This window comes from Pseudarthrobacter sp. CC12 (assembly GCF_039907755.1).
GTDB classification, from domain to species: Bacteria; Actinomycetota; Actinomycetes; order Actinomycetales; family Micrococcaceae; genus Arthrobacter; species Arthrobacter niigatensis.
The window spans coordinates 76,001-90,521 of sequence record NZ_JARDJH010000004.1 but is presented as its reverse complement, the minus strand read 5'-3'; the positions used below and the strand labels follow the sequence as shown (position 1 = coordinate 90,521).

Below are 14,521 nucleotides of genomic sequence, written 5' to 3'. Positions count from 1 at the left end.
GGCACATAACTGAAACGTTCGACGCCGGCCCCTCGCCGCCGTCGTACGTCCCAAATTTTTCTTCTTTAGGAGTTGTTCATGGCTGATCCGGCACGTGCTGCCAAGTTGGCGCAGCGGATTAAGGTTGTTGTTGCTGAGGCTCTGGGCCGGAAGGTCAAGGATCCCCGGCTCGAGGGCATTACTGTCACCGATGCCCGTGTGACCAATGACCTGCAGCACGCCACTGTCTACTACACCGTGCTTGGCGACCAGGCCGTCCAGGCGGATGCCGCCAAGGGGCTTGAGAAGGCAAAGGGGGTGCTTCGGCAGGAGGTTGGACGCAACATTACCGTGCGCCTGACCCCCACCCTCGAGTTTGTGGCTGACCAGATCCCGGTGGTCGCTTCAAACCTCGAAGAACTCCTTCGTGAGGCGAAGAAGCGCGATGCCGAGGTAGCCGCGCTTGCTGCCAACGCGCAGCACGCGGGTGACGCAGACCCCTATAAGACCGATGCCTCCGGTGAGGTCGAAATCGACGAAGACGACTTCGACGAGGAAGACACCGACCTCAGCGTTGACGGAGACGTCGAGGAAGACAGCAACAAGTAGGACCCGGCAACACCCACACAGCATGGAAACGGCAGGACCGCGTGCGGTCCTGCCGTTTTCCTGTCCGGGTCAGCGGTGGTCGACTTCGATCAGTCGGCCCCCGGGTTGGGGCGTCGGACCGCCGCTGGGCGCCATGGGATCGGGTGCACCCACCAGTGCGTCAACCGTGGCAAAGACGTCGCCGTTCCTGAACTCAACGTCGGCGGGCTGGTTGACGGCCAGGAATTGTGACCGGTGTCCCTGGCAGTCGAACTTCAGGATTTCGCTGCCGAAAAGGGACGCGACATACACATCGCCATCGTCACCCACAGCGAGGCCGGTGGGGCTCATGATGTGGTCCGCCCAAACGTCCGCGTCGCCGCTCCACGGATTGATCTTGAAGACGGCTCCACGGGCACCGAGCGACGGGTCCTCGGGTCCACCCGGCAACGACGTCACGTACAGCCAGCCGTCCGTACCGATTTCCACGTCCGTTGGCACGGGCTCAAAAGCGTACGAGAAGCCGGCGCAGTCCGGGGCGCCCAGGGTCGCGGCAATTTTCTTGGTCAGGGTCAATGGGCGCGGCGGAAGGACTGCCACGGTGGAAATCTTCCCGGACTCCAGGTCGACTTTCAGGATGGCGTTCATGCCCGCGTCCGCGACGTAGGCCGTGTCTTTCCAGAGGGCCAGGGCGTAAGGATGTGAGTCCACGGTGCCCGTGTACTGCGGCGGGGGCGCGTCCGGCAGGCCACCAGCCTCCGTGAGGCACTGCTGGCTGGCATCCGGTTCCAGGCCATAATGCTGCTTGGCGTCTGGATTGGCCTTCCGCTCGTAGTCGGCGAAGTTGGCGATCGTCTCCACGTGGCCCTTGGCGTCGATGGACTTCAGGTAGCCGTGCAGTGCGGCCGGGTCACCTTGGCCCGCTCCAATGCTTTCCAGGAAATAGGTCTTGTCGCCGCGGATCTCTGCCCCGGCGACTTCCCACCCTTTCCTGGCGGTGTAGACGTCGTGGCGTTCTCCGTCGTGCTCGACCTGCGTGAGCATTCCGGAAAAATCCTGGCTGACCTTTACGGATTCGCCATCGCCTACCGCCAGGTGCAGGGGTGAAAGCAGGCCGGTGGCCATGACTTCGTAGTCCTGGTGGGGATCAGAGGCGAACGCCGGCGCGGCCTGGACCACCAGGCCGGCGGCCACGCAGGCGATAAAAGTGAGTTTTCGTTTCATGGGGTACTCCGGGGTGCGAGGCCCTTGCGGGCTGGATATGGAAGCCTCGGTAGAGGCGAAATACATCCCCGGGCGCCAGCGTAGGCCGCTACCAGCCAGTAGTCCTGAGGTGAGCCTCCCCTTCTTGGCCCCCAATCCATCCCCCAACGGGGTCCCCGTGGCTAGGATCGTGCTATGACCTCCGCGGACCCCGGTAACAGCCCCTCCCGCCAGCCCGACTCGAGCCGCTATCTTGGGCAGGCCGTGGACCTCGCCGTGCAGAATGTCGGTCAGGGCGGTGGCCCCTTCGGTGCGGTGGTGGTGACGCCTGACGGGCGGGTCCACACCGGCGTGAACAGGGTGACCCGGGACAACGACCCCACCGCCCACGCTGAGGTGGTGGCCATCCGGGCAGCAGCGGCGGCAACGGCGGACTTCGACCTCAGCGGCTCCGTCCTCTATGCCAGCTGCGAGCCGTGCCCCATGTGCCTGGCGTCCGCTTTGTGGGCCAGGATCGGCCACGTCTACTTCGCCGCGGACCGGCACGGGGCCGCGGCAGCAGGTTTTGATGACGCACTCTTTTACGACTACTTCAGCGGCGCCGCGCCGGAGTTGATGCCGGTCACCCGGGGTGAGGTCCCGACGTCGGACCTCCCCTTCCAGGCGTGGCGCGGCTTTGACAGCAGGAAGGAATACTAGGCATGGAAACCACACTCCTCAGCTGCCCCCAGTGCGGGAAGACCAACCGGGTGCCGGCACAGGCTGCTGGCCACCCCCGCTGCGGGAACTGCAAGGCGGACCTGCCGTGGATCGTGTCGGCAGGCGATGCCGACTTCGCTGCCGTGGCGGAGCAGTCGTCAGTTCCGGTGCTGGTCGATTTCTGGGCGGCCTGGTGTGGGCCCTGCCGGATGGTCAGCCCCGTCCTGGACAGGCTGGCACGGGAACGGCCGGGGAAGATCAAGCTGGTGAAGGTGGACGTGGACACGTCGCCCGGCCTTTCGCGGCGGTTCGACGTGCAGGCCATCCCAACGCTGATGGTGCTCGTGGACGGCAGGGTCGCGGCACGGCAGGCCGGTGCCGCCCCGGCCGAGGCGCTCCGTACCTGGCTGGACAAAGCGCTGGCCGGCACCCGCCCCTGATACCCCTTTTAGCGGCCGCGGGCGCCCGGTAACCGGGACAGTCCTTCCAACAGGTCCTGCTTCCGGCCGCACAGCGCAATCCGCACCCACCCCTCGCCGATGGAGCCGAATGCGGTCCCGGGGGCCAGCGCCACCCCGGAGTCGGCCAGGAACCGCCGGACCCAGCTGCGCACATCCCCGCCGGTCACATGCGACATGTCTGCCCACAGGTAGAACGCCCCCTGGGCCGGCAGGTAACGGATCCCCTTCGCAGCCAGCACCGCGGAGGCCGCATCCCGGTTTTCCCGGTAGTGCCGGTGCGCGTGACGCACGTATTCCTGCGGCCCGGTGAGGGCTGCGAGAGCGGCGTACTGCGGGGCGGACGCCACGCAGGAGACGATCGATTCCATGACGTTGTCCATCTTCTGTCCGAGCCCCGGCGGGCAAATCAGCGCGCCAATCCGCAGGCCCGTCAGGCCGTAGGTCTTGGACAGCGTCAACGAAGTGAACACCCGCGCATCCTCCGCTGTGCCGCCGTCGAACCTTGCCGGGCTGACGTGGGGGACATCGTAGGTGAATGCCTCGTAGCACTCGTCCGAGATGACCCAGATGTCATGCCTGCGGGCCAACTCCACCAACTCCCGGACCAGGTCTTCACTGAGCACAGCGCCCAGCGGGTTTGACGGGGAGTTGAGCACCAGGACGCGGGTGCGGCTGGTGATGAGGGCTTCCACGTCGGCGACCCGGGGCTGGAATCCGTGGTCCGGGTGCAGGGGGTAGCCCACCGGAACGGCGTTCAGCAGCCGGCCGGTCATGGCGAAGGTGGGGTAGCCCGGGTTCGGGATCAGGACCTCATCGCCGGGGGAGAGCAGCAGGGTCATGGCGAAGTGCAGGCCCTGCTGCGCGCCGGACACCACGTACACGCGTTCCGCGCCGACATCCACGCCCTGCTCCTCGCGGAACCTGGTGGCGAACGCCTCGCGCAGGGCCGGTATCCCGGCGTTGGGCGTGTAGTTGGTCTCATCCCGGTCCAGGCAGGCGATGCCCGCGTCCAGGACATGGCGGGGGAGGGGGAAACCGGGCTCCCCGATGCTGAGCACCACGGCGCCGGGAGTGCGCCACGCGGCCTCGGTGATCTCACGAATCTGGTTGATGGGCACGTCGCGGACATGGGCGGCAAGCTCAGGCATGCCAGCCATCCTAGCCGTCCCCTGCCCTGCCTCCGCCCCGCCCGGTGACGTGGCCGCGTGGTGGGGCGCCGCCGTCGTCCGCACCCTGCCGGTTCCCTGCACATGCGCCCCAACCTGCGCCCATATACTGGGAGGCGTGCTTTCTGGACTGGTGATAGTGGACAAGCCGCAGGGATGGACCAGCCATGATGTGGTTGGCCGGATGCGGCGCCTCGCAGGGACCCGGAAAGTGGGGCACGCAGGAACCCTCGATCCCATGGCCACCGGTGTCCTGGTGCTTGGCATCAACAAAGCCACCCGGCTGCTGACCTACATCGTGGGCACCTCCAAGACCTACACCGCCACCATCCGGCTGGGGCAGTCCACGGTGACCGACGACGCGGAGGGCGAGGTCACGGCCACCACCAGCGCTGCCGGCATCACGGACCAGCAGATCGACGACGGCGTGGCGGCGCTCACGGGCGACATCCAGCAGGTGCCCAGCAGCGTCAGCGCGATCAAGGTCAACGGCGAACGGGCGTACGCGCGAGTCCGGTCCGGCGAGGACGTCAAGCTCGCCGCCCGCCCCGTCACCATCCACCGCTTTGATGTCCACGGCATCCGCCGGGACGATGCAGCAGGGGTGGTGGACCTGGACGTGACGGTCGAATGTTCGTCGGGCACGTATATCCGCGCCCTGGCCCGGGACCTCGGAAACGGCCTTGGCGTGGGAGGCCACCTCACGGCGCTCCGCCGGACCCAGGTGGGCCCCTACTCCCTTGAGCGGGCGCGTACCCTGGAACAGCTCGCCGGTGAACTCAACGTCCTGGACATGTCCCTCGCCGCCAGGGCGCTGATGCCCAACCGCGAACTCACCGCCGAAGAAACCGCCGAAATCTCCTTCGGGCGGCGGATCGCGGCCAGTGCCGCCCCCGGCACCGCCGGCGCCGCCACGGTGGAACACCCTGCCGCGGCCTTCGCTCCGGACGGCAGCCTGGTGGCCCTTCTTGCCGACGCGGGCAGCTACGCCAAACCGGTCCTGGTTTTCGCCCCAGGCACCGGCCCGGCCGCAACCGCGCCTGCGGAGGCATAGCGGATGGACGCATATTTTTGGATCATCCTGGTGGTCGGCCTGGCATCAACCCTGCTGTGCCTGGGCGCCGGAATCCTGAAGAAGGCACCCAACGACATCACCATCCTGTCCGTCGTGGCCGTCGAAGTGGCCCTGGTGGTCTACCTGGTGGGGTCCATCGTCCGCGTGATCGCCGGCGAACCAATCGCGGGGGAAGCCTGGGAGTTCTGGGGCTACATGGCCACCGCGATGCTCCTGCCGCCCGCCGCCATCTACTGGTCCATCCTGGAGCGCACGCGGTGGAGCAACTTTGTCCTGGCCGCCGTCGGCGTCACAGCGCTGGTGATGGCTGCCCGAATGAACCAGATCTGGTACTGAAGTGGAAGAAGCAGCAGAAATGAAAGACCAGCAGGCCCAGCCGGCCACCGGAGAAACCGTCCGCAACACCCGCAACACGGGACCGGGACGCCTCCTGATCGCGGTGTACGGTGTGTTCGCCATCTCGGCCACCGCCCGCGCCGGCTACCAGATCCTCACCAAGTTCTCCGAGGCACCCCTGGCCTACCTGCTGTCCGCCTTTGCGGCCCTGGTGTATATCCTGGCCACCGTGTCACTGGCCAAGGCCGGAACCACGTGGTTCAAGGTTTCGGTTGCGGCGGTGCTGGTTGAACTTGCCGGCGTCCTGGTGGTGGGCACCCTGAGCATCCTGGACTCCGTGCAGTTCCCGCATGAAACCGTCTGGTCGCTGTTCGGACGCGGCTACGGCTTCATCCCCCTGCTGCTGCCCATCCTTGGGTTGGTGTGGCTGTACCGGCGCCGGCCATCACGCGCCAAAGCTGCGCAGTGAATCCGGGTAACCTTGAAGAGTTCCGCGGCCGGAAGGGTCCGGGAACGTTGATGCTTTCAGGCAGCTTAAGGCGAGGGTGATGGTTTACATCTGGAACGATCCGTCCGATGTCCCGGCGGACTTCGGCCCATCCGTTGTCACTTTCGGCAACTTCGACGGCGTTCACCGCGGCCACCAGCAGGTGCTGTCCCAGCTGATCCGGTCGGCCCGCCTGTCCCATGCCAAGGCAGTGGCCGTGACGTTCGACCCCCACCCGGCAGTAATCCACCGCCCGGAGGCTGCGCCGGACCTGATCATGGGGCTGGATGACAAGCTGGACGCGCTGGGTGAGCTGGGCCTGGACGCCATCCTGGTGGTCAAGTACTCGCTGGACCTCGCCAGCCTCACGGCCGAAGAGTTCGTGGAGCAGTACCTGGTGGACTGCCTGCACGCCAGCCACGTGGTCATCGGCCACGATGCCAGGTTCGGCCGTGGCAACTCCGGTGACCTGGACACCATGAAGGCGCTGGGCGAAAAGTTCGGCTTCGATGTCCAGGTGATCAGCGAATTCGGGGCCGAAGGCTACCCCCTGCATGACGACGGCGGCACGGACCGCCGCTGTTCCTCCACCTGGGTGCGGGAAGCACTGCAGGCCGGAGACGTCACCACCGCCGCCTCGGTCCTGGGCCGGCCGCACCGGATGCGCGGCGAGGTGGTCCACGGCGCCGCCCGCGGCAGGGCGCTGGGGTTCCCCACGGCCAACCTCGCGTCCAATGCCACGGGGCTGATTCCCGCCGACGGCATCTACGCCGGCTGGCTGGTGGACCAGGCCGGCAAGCGCTGGCCGGCAGCCATCTCCGTAGGCTCCAACCCCACCTTCGACGGCGTCAGCCGCCAGGTAGAGGCCCACGTGATTGACCGGCCCAAGGAGGCCGTTGAGGACTTCGATCTGTACGGCCAGACAGTGATCGTCGAATTCGTGGAACGGCTTCGGGGCATGGTGGCCTACCGTGGCCCTGAGGCCCTGGTGGAACAGATGCGCCTGGACGTGGCGCAGGCCCACCAGCTCCTGGCCGGCCACTGACAAGACTGCCCGGTGGCAGCAAGCGAAAGGCAGGACGTGTCCGTCGAGAAGAACACCCGCACGCTGGATGAGGGGATCGTCCGCGACTTCAGCTCCCGGATGAGCTACGCCTCCTACCTGCAGCTTCCCACCCTGCTCAGTGCGCAGCAGCCGGTCAGCAAGCCTGAGCACCACGATGAGTTGCTGTTCATCATCCAGCACCAGACCACTGAACTGTGGCTGAAGCTGGTCCTGCATGAACTCCGCAGCGCAGCCGCCTGGCTCCGGGAGGACGACCTCGGTTCGGCGCTCAAGGGCATCGCCCGGGTCAAGCACATCCAGAAGACCCTCACCGAACAGTGGTCCGTGCTGGCCACCCTTACGCCCACCGAGTACTCGCAGTTCCGCGGCTTCCTGGGCAACTCATCAGGTTTCCAGTCCGCGCAGTACCGGGCCGTCGAGTTCGTCCTGGGGAACAAGAACCACAGGATGCTGCCGGTTTTCGAATCCGATCCTGAGGCGCACGGCATGCTGTCGGAACTGCTGGCCGCACCCAGCATCTATGACGAGTTCCTGGCCTACCTCTCCCGGCAGGGGTTTGATGTCCCGCCGGCAGTCCTGGACCGGGATGTGACCCTGGCCCACGAGTTCGTCCCGGAGCTGGTACCGCTCTTCAAGCACATTTACGAGAATGCGGCGGACAACTGGGCGGCCTACGAGGCCTGCGAGGAACTGGTGGACCTGGAGGACAATTTCCAGCTCTGGCGGTTCCGGCACCTGCGCACAGTCCAGCGGACCATCGGCATGAAGACCGGCACCGGCGGATCCAGCGGTGTGACCTTCCTGCAGAAGGCCCTGGAACTGACGTTCTTCCCGGAACTATTCGCCGTCAGGACGGAGATCGGACAATGAGCATCCACCAGGAAAACCACCTCGACGTGTCTGCTGAAGCGCTCCGGGGGCGCGCTGAAGAGCTGGACCGCCGGGACGCCCTGGCGCACTACCGGGACCTTTTCATTGGTACCGACACCCCGCTGTCCTACCTGGACGGCAACTCCCTGGGCCGGCCCCTGAAGCGTACTGCCGACGACGTCGCCGCCTTCATCCGGGATGAGTGGGGCGGACGCCTCATCCGGGGCTGGGACGAACAGTGGCTTAGCATGCCGCAGGCCATCGGGGACCAGCTCGGACGTGCCGTCCTCGGGGCAGCGCCGGGGCAGACCATCATTGCCGACTCCACCACGGTGGTGCTGTACAAGCTGATCAGGGCTGCCCTGGCCGCCGTACAGGATCCAGACCGCAACGAGCTGGTGCTGGATACGGAAAACTTCCCCACGGACCGCTACCTGGTGGAGGGCATCGCCCTTGAGGAAGGCCTCACCCTGCGCTGGATCGAGCCCGACCCGGCCGCCGGGGTGACCCTTGACCAGGTGCGCCAGGCCACCGGGCCGCGCACCGCCGTCGTCCTCCTCAGCCAGATCGCCTACCGGTCGGGCCACCTGGCGGACCTGCCGGGCATCACCGCGGCAGTGCACGACGCCGGCGCCTTGGTGGTGTGGGACCTGTGCCATTCCGCGGGGTCGGTGGAGATCGACCTGGACCGTGCCGACGTCGACTTCGCTGCGGGCTGCACCTATAAGTACCTCAACGGGGGCCCCGGCTCCCCGGCGTTCGCCTACGTCAACGCCCGCCACCTGCCCTCGCTGAACCAGCCCATCTGGGGCTGGATGGGACGCAAGGACGCCTTCGAAATGGCGTCCGGTTATGAACCGGCCCAAGGGATCCGCGGGTTCCTCAGCGGCACTCCCGCCATCTTCGGCATGATCGCCATGCAGGCCACGCTGGACCTCATCGAAGAAGCCGGCATGGCGGCCGTCCGTTCGAAGTCCGAAGACCTCACCGCCTTCGCCGTCGAGGTCTTCGACGCGTGGCTGGCACCGCTGGGGGCCGGGCTTGCGTCGCCGAGGAACCCGGGGGAGCGGGGCGGGCACATCACGGTGGACCATCCCAACTTCACCAAGGCCACGGTCGAGGCCCTGTGGGACGGCGACGTCATCCCGGACTTCCGCTCGCCGCACGGCATCAGGGTGGGTTTGTCGCCGCTGAGCACCAGCTTCGCCGAGGTGCTGCACGGCATGGCGGCGATCCGGGACAGGCTGCAGGGCTGAGCGCCCTGCGAACCTGGCGGGCGTGTTTCGACAAGGTTAGGCCGCGCCCGGTAAACTGGACGATGGATCCGGCTGCAGTCCGTGGCGGCTGGTTCCTGTTGTAGTCGGCCTTCTCCGGTTATCCGGATCAGGACCAACACGGCAGACCCGGCAGTGAGTTACTGACCTGGGCCCGCACGGCACATCCCAAGGAGATATTGTGGCACTTGACGCCGCTGTAAAGCAGTCCATCATCAAGGAATACGCAACTGGCGAAGGTGACACCGGTTCACCCGAGGTCCAGGTTGCCGTCCTGACCCAGCGGATCAAGGATCTGACTGAGCACATGAAGGAGCACAAGCACGACTACCACACCCAGCGCGGTCTGCTGGCCATGGTTGGTCGCCGCAAGCGCATGCTGAGCTACCTCAAGAAGACTGACATCGCCCGCTACCGTTCGCTCATCGAGCGTCTCGGCCTGCGCCGCTAGTCACACTTTGGGGCGGCCCTTTCCCTCCGGAACGGGCCGCCTTCTTCAAATAAAAACTAAACAGGAGGATCAACCGCATCACGCATTCGCGGTCCTCGGTAGTGATCCCCGGGAACGGCTTCGTTGACTGAAGCCGGCGGCCCGTGGGTCTCGATCGATGACCGGGTGCAGGGCCAGTAGACAGATGCTGGCTGGGTTGATGCGGCTGGACTTCCGTAAAAAGAAACGGAGGTGACTCTCTTGGAGGGTCCCGAAATCCAGTTCTCGGAAGCAGTCATTGACAATGGCCGTTTTGGCAAGCGCGTAATCCGCTTTGAAACCGGCCGCCTCGCCAAGCAGGCCGCCGGCGCAGCCATGGTGTACATCGACGATGACACCGCACTGCTGTCCGCAACCACCGCCGGCAAGCACCCGCGTGAAGGCTTCGACTTCTTCCCGCTGACGGTCGACGTCGAAGAGCGCATGTACGCTGCCGGCCGCATCCCGGGCTCGTTCTTCCGCCGCGAAGGCCGCCCGTCCACCGAAGCCATCCTGGCCTGCCGCCTGATGGACCGCCCGCTGCGCCCCGCCTTCATCAAGGGCCTGCGCAACGAGGTCCAGATCGTGGTCACCGTCCTGGCCATCAACCCCGATGAGCTGTACGACGTCGTTGCCATCAACGCTTCCTCGATGTCCACCCAGCTGTCCGGCCTCCCGTTCTCCGGCCCCATCGGCGGCGTCCGCGTCGCCCTGGTCAACGACGAAAACGGATCGCAGTGGGTTGCCTTCCCCAAGCACTCCCAGCTGGAAAACTCCGTGTTCAACATGGTGGTTGCCGGCCGTGTTGCCGGTGACGACGTCGCCATCATGATGGTCGAAGCCGAAGCAACCGACAACTCCTGGAACCTCATCAAGGAACAGGGCGCCACCGCCCCCACCGAAGAGGTTGTGGCCGAGGGCCTCGAAGCTGCCAAGCCGTTCATCAAGGCACTCTGCGACGCCCAGGCCGACCTCGCCGCACGCGCTGCCAAGCCCACGGTCGAGTTCCCGGTCTTCCTGGACTACGAGGACGACGCTTACGCCGCCGTCGAATCCGCTGCCGCCGACAAGCTCGCCGCCGTCTTCCAGATCGCCGACAAGCAGGAACGCGACAACGCCTCCGACGCACTCAAGGACGAGGTCCTCGCCAACCTCGCCGGCCAGTTCGAAGGCCGCGAGAAGGAACTGTCCGCAGCATTCCGCTCGGTCACCAAGCACGTTGTGCGCCAGCGCATCCTCAAGGACCAGGTCCGCATCGACGGCCGTGGCCTGACGGACATCCGCCAGCTGACCGCCGAGGTCGAGGTCCTGCCCCGCGTCCACGGCTCCGCCATCTTCGAACGCGGCGAGACCCAGATCATGGGTGTCACCACACTGAACATGCTCAAGATGGAGCAGCAGATCGACTCGCTGTCTCCCGTGACGCGCAAGCGCTACATGCACAACTACAACTTCCCGCCGTACTCCACCGGTGAAACCGGCCGCGTGGGCTCGCCCAAGCGCCGCGAAATCGGCCACGGTGCCCTGGCCGAACGTGCACTCGTGCCCGTCCTGCCGTCCCGCGAGGAATTCCCCTACGCCATCCGCCAGGTATCCGAAGCCCTCGGTTCCAACGGTTCGACGTCGATGGGTTCCGTCTGCGCCTCCACCCTGTCCCTGCTGAACGCCGGTGTGCCCCTGAAGGCCGCCGTCGCCGGTATCGCCATGGGCCTGGTCTCCGACCAGGTGGACGGCCAGACCCGCTACGCAGCGCTGACCGACATCCTGGGCGCCGAAGACGCCTTCGGTGACATGGACTTCAAGGTTGCCGGCACCGCCGAGTTCGTCACGGCCATCCAGCTGGACACCAAGCTCGACGGCATCCCCGCTTCGGTGCTCGCGGCAGCCCTGAAGCAGGCACGCGAAGCCCGCCTGCACATCCTCGAGGTCATCAACTCGGCCATCGACACCCCGGACGAGCTCTCCGAGTTCGCACCGCGCGTCATCGCCGTCAAGATCCCCGTGGACAAGATCGGCGAGGTCATCGGCCCCAAGGGCAAGATGATCAACCAGATCCAGGAAGACACGGGCGCCGACATCTCCATCGAGGACGACGGCACGGTCTACATTGGCGCCACGAACGGTCCGTCTGCCGACGCAGCACGCTCCGCCATCAACGCCATCGCCAACCCGCAGGTTCCGGAAATCGGCGAGCGCTACCTGGGCACGGTCGTCAAGACCACCACCTTCGGTGCCTTCGTGTCGTTGACCCCGGGCAAGGACGGCCTCCTGCACATCTCCGAGCTGCGCAAGATCGCCGGCGGCAAGCGGGTGGACAACGTTGATGACGTTGTTTCCGTGGGCCAGAAGATCCAGGTGGAAATCACCAAGATCGATGACCGCGGAAAGCTGTCCCTGTCTCCGGTCGTGGCTGACGAGGAAGGCGCCGACGAGACCGAGCGCGTTCACGCCACGGAGCCTGCTGAAGGCGCTGAGGTCTAACAGCAGGGGCTTCCCGGCATAAGCATGAATCGGCGGGACCGGTGGATGATCCACCGGTCCCGCCGCTGTTACGATGGCAGCCAGATCCGGCTGCCCGTCCTGAAAGGCATCAATGACTGTTGTACCCCTGCCGCTTGAGCAGAACCACGCCGGCGACACCCTGGTCCACGGCTCCGACGGCGGGTCCGAGGTCCGGCGTTCAGTGCTGCCAGGGGGAGTGCGGGTACTGACCGAGGCGATGCCGGGCCAGCGGTCAGCCACGATCGGGTTCTGGGTGGGTGTGGGCTCCCGTGACGAGGCTCCCGGCCAGCACGGTTCCACCCACTTCCTTGAGCACCTGCTGTTCAAGGGGACCAGGCGCCGCACGGCCCTGGAGATTGCCTCCGCCTTTGATGAGGTGGGCGGCGAATCGAACGCGGCCACTGCCAAGGAAAGCACCTGCTACTTTGCGCGGGTGCTGGACTCGGACCTTCCCATGGCCATCGACGTCATCGCGGACATGATCACCGGCGCCGTGCTGGACCCTGACGAGATGGAGCAGGAACGGGACGTGATCCTCGAGGAAATCGCCATGGACAGCGATGACCCCACCGACGTTGCCCACGAGCACTTCGTCGCCGCGGTCCTGGGCAGCCACCCGCTGGGCCGCCCCATCGGAGGCACTCCCGCTGCCATCAAGGCCGTGGCCCGGGACTCCGTGTGGGAGCACTACCGCAGGTACTACAAACCGGAGGAGCTGGTCATCACCGCCGCGGGCGGGCTGGACCACGACGTCGTCTGCGGACTCGTGGTGGATGCCCTCCAGACCGCGGGCTGGTCGCTTGAGCCCGACGCGGCACCGGTGCAGCGGCGCTCCACCGAACGCGCCCTCATCACCGGGACCGCAGGCCTGCACGTGGTCAAGCGCGCCGTGGAGCAGGCGAACATCATCATGGGCTGCCCCACCATCGTTGCCACCGACGAACGCCGCTACGTCATGAGTGTGCTGAATGCGGTCCTGGGCGGCGGCATGTCCTCCAGGCTGTTCCAGGAAGTCCGCGAGAAGCGCGGCCTGGTGTACTCCACCTACTCCTTTGCCTCGTCCTACGCCGACGCCGGCTACTTTGGGATGTACGCGGGCTGCACGCCGTCCAAGGTCCGGCAGGTGCTGGACCTGCTGGGTGTGGAGCTGGACAAGCTCGCCGAACACGGCATCTCCGACGACGAGCTCCGCAAGGCCGTTGGACAACTCGGCGGCGGCATCGTCCTGGCCCTGGAGGACACCGGCTCACGGATGTCCCGGCTGGGCAGGGCCGAACTGGTCTCCGGCGAATACCAGGACATCGACGAAACCCTGCGGCTCATCAAGGCGGTCACCGCAGAACAAGTCCAGGAATTGGCCGCCGAACTCGCCGCAGCCCCGCGGACCGTCACCGTGGTTGGCCCGTTCGAGGAGACGGAGACGTTCGGGTTGTAGCAACCTGGCGCCGCGGAGACGCTGGCGGCCCGGCCCTCCAGAGTCCATCCTAAGTTGGGGAGCGATCTTCGTTTGGGAAGGCGGAACGGTGAACGGGGCGGGAGTGCGGCACGGACCTCATGCGTTATCCGGCCTGCTGGGTCACTGGCGGGGACGGACCCAGGTCGCTGCAGGTCCGTGGGGGCCCGAACGCAGCGTTGATGCAGAAGTGACCTACAGCCAGGTGGCCGGAGGTCTCGGCGTCGTGCAGAGCTACCGGCACGTTGAACCCGACGGCAGCCATTTCGAAGGCCACGGCATCTTCACGATCGATCCGGTCCACAACGATGTGCTGTGGTACTACGTGGACAGCGCCGGCGTTCCGCTCGGCAGCGCCACCCGCTGCACTTGGCGCGACGGTGTCCTCCGCGTTGAACGCCGCACTGCCGGAAGCTGGACGCGCCACTCCATCGAGGTGGCGGACGGTGTCCTGACGCACGTCACCGAACTACGTTCTGCCGGGCAGGACGACGGCGGCGACACCCCGGAGGCTGGAACCGACGGTAATGAATCGCCGTACAGGCCATTCATGCGCTCGGAGTTCCACCGCGCGTGAGGCATGGGCTAGGATGCCGCCTCGATGATGCGCGTTTTCGGCGCACCGGCGAGGGCAGGGGCGTTGGCGGGCGAACGCCATACCTGTGTTCAAAGGTTCGTGAGCAGCTGCTCTGCCAGGGCCAGGTCCGCGAAGTCGAGTTCCACAACAATGTATTGCAGTTCGCCCACGGGCCGGCCTATCCGGTGCGCGAGAACCCCTGACGCGGACCGGCCCACCGGATCACGGTCGAATGGCGCCTTCCACGTGCTGAAATCGGTGATGCTGTGTTCGATCTGCAGGGTGAACATCCCAGTCTCCTTACTCGTCCCGCCAG

Annotated in this window: 16 protein-coding genes; 13 read left to right on the top strand and 3 right to left on the bottom strand. The window is 66.2% G+C overall.

The features are described 5' to 3' along the window. Positions 1–78: 78 nt before the first annotated feature. Positions 79–588 carry a 30S ribosome-binding factor RbfA gene (gene rbfA / locus PV772_RS04855; RefSeq protein WP_141160992.1) on the top strand — a complete coding sequence of 170 codons (510 nt, stop codon included), beginning with the start codon at positions 79–81 and terminating at the stop codon, positions 586–588. A 69-nt stretch (positions 589–657) separates the two neighbouring features. Here rbfA and PV772_RS04850 read toward each other — a convergent pair whose 3' ends face one another. Next, positions 658–1,791 carry a ScyD/ScyE family protein gene (locus PV772_RS04850; protein WP_347885508.1) on the bottom strand — a complete coding sequence of 378 codons (1,134 nt, stop codon included), beginning with the start codon at positions 1,789–1,791 and terminating at the stop codon, positions 658–660. A gap of 174 nt (positions 1,792–1,965) precedes the next feature. Between PV772_RS04850 and PV772_RS04845 the strand changes: the two genes are divergently transcribed. Together PV772_RS04845 and trxA are read left to right on the top strand one after the other, a co-directional pair. Next, positions 1,966–2,469, top strand: a complete 504-nt coding sequence (locus PV772_RS04845; RefSeq protein ID WP_347885507.1) for a nucleoside deaminase — start codon at positions 1,966–1,968, stop codon at positions 2,467–2,469. A gap of 2 nt (positions 2,470–2,471) precedes the next feature. Continuing rightward, on the top strand, positions 2,472–2,909 hold the full coding sequence (gene trxA / locus PV772_RS04840; RefSeq protein ID WP_141160989.1) for a thioredoxin: 438 nt from the start codon (positions 2,472–2,474) through the stop codon (positions 2,907–2,909). An 8-nt stretch (positions 2,910–2,917) separates the two neighbouring features. Here trxA and PV772_RS04835 read toward each other — a convergent pair whose 3' ends face one another. Then, the gene (locus PV772_RS04835; RefSeq protein WP_347885506.1) at positions 2,918–4,078 is read right to left on the bottom strand and encodes an aminotransferase class I/II-fold pyridoxal phosphate-dependent enzyme; all 1,161 of its coding nucleotides are present in this window, start codon (positions 4,076–4,078) and stop codon (positions 2,918–2,920) included. Positions 4,079–4,214: 136 nt separating this feature from the next. Here PV772_RS04835 and truB point away from each other — a divergent pair, with 136 nt between their 5' ends. The 10 genes from truB (at position 4,215) to PV772_RS04785 (ending at position 14,205) form a co-directional block, all read left to right on the top strand. Next, positions 4,215–5,150, top strand: coding sequence for a tRNA pseudouridine(55) synthase TruB (gene truB, locus PV772_RS04830; RefSeq protein WP_347885505.1), 936 nt, complete (start codon positions 4,215–4,217; stop codon positions 5,148–5,150). Between the two features lie 3 nt (positions 5,151–5,153). Next, positions 5,154–5,507 carry a hypothetical protein gene (locus PV772_RS04825; RefSeq protein ID WP_141160986.1) on the top strand — a complete coding sequence of 118 codons (354 nt, stop codon included), beginning with the start codon at positions 5,154–5,156 and terminating at the stop codon, positions 5,505–5,507. A gap of 19 nt (positions 5,508–5,526) precedes the next feature. Next, positions 5,527–5,976 carry a hypothetical protein gene (locus PV772_RS04820; protein ID WP_141160985.1) on the top strand — a complete coding sequence of 150 codons (450 nt, stop codon included), beginning with the start codon at positions 5,527–5,529 and terminating at the stop codon, positions 5,974–5,976. 79 nt (positions 5,977–6,055) lie between these two features. After that, positions 6,056–7,039 (top strand): bifunctional riboflavin kinase/FAD synthetase, encoded by a 984-nt coding sequence (locus PV772_RS04815; RefSeq protein WP_347885504.1) that lies wholly within the window; start codon positions 6,056–6,058, stop codon positions 7,037–7,039. A gap of 36 nt (positions 7,040–7,075) precedes the next feature. Then, a complete protein-coding gene (gene kynA, locus PV772_RS04810; protein ID WP_347885577.1) occupies positions 7,076–7,930 on the top strand; it encodes a tryptophan 2,3-dioxygenase in 855 nt (284 codons plus the stop codon). Next, the gene (locus PV772_RS04805; protein WP_347885503.1) at positions 7,927–9,186 is read left to right on the top strand and encodes an aminotransferase class V-fold PLP-dependent enzyme; all 1,260 of its coding nucleotides are present in this window, start codon (positions 7,927–7,929) and stop codon (positions 9,184–9,186) included. The genes kynA and PV772_RS04805 overlap by 4 nt, the downstream gene beginning before the upstream one ends. 199 nt (positions 9,187–9,385) lie before the next feature. Next, positions 9,386–9,655 carry a 30S ribosomal protein S15 gene (gene rpsO, locus PV772_RS04800; RefSeq protein WP_013600532.1) on the top strand — a complete coding sequence of 90 codons (270 nt, stop codon included), beginning with the start codon at positions 9,386–9,388 and terminating at the stop codon, positions 9,653–9,655. Positions 9,656–9,895: 240 nt separating this feature from the next. Next, positions 9,896–12,154 carry a polyribonucleotide nucleotidyltransferase gene (locus tag PV772_RS04795; RefSeq protein ID WP_347885576.1) on the top strand — a complete coding sequence of 753 codons (2,259 nt, stop codon included), beginning with the start codon at positions 9,896–9,898 and terminating at the stop codon, positions 12,152–12,154. A gap of 112 nt (positions 12,155–12,266) precedes the next feature. Next, the gene (locus tag PV772_RS04790) at positions 12,267–13,610 is read left to right on the top strand and encodes a pitrilysin family protein (protein ID WP_347885502.1); all 1,344 of its coding nucleotides are present in this window, start codon (positions 12,267–12,269) and stop codon (positions 13,608–13,610) included. 208 nt (positions 13,611–13,818) lie between these two features. Then, positions 13,819–14,205, top strand: coding sequence for a DUF1579 domain-containing protein (locus PV772_RS04785; protein ID WP_246857400.1), 387 nt, complete (start codon positions 13,819–13,821; stop codon positions 14,203–14,205). An 89-nt stretch (positions 14,206–14,294) separates the two neighbouring features. Here the strand turns inward: PV772_RS04785 and PV772_RS04780 are convergent, their stop codons facing one another. Beyond that, a complete protein-coding gene (locus PV772_RS04780) occupies positions 14,295–14,495 on the bottom strand; it encodes a hypothetical protein (protein WP_347885501.1) in 201 nt (66 codons plus the stop codon). Positions 14,496–14,521 lie beyond the last annotated feature (26 nt).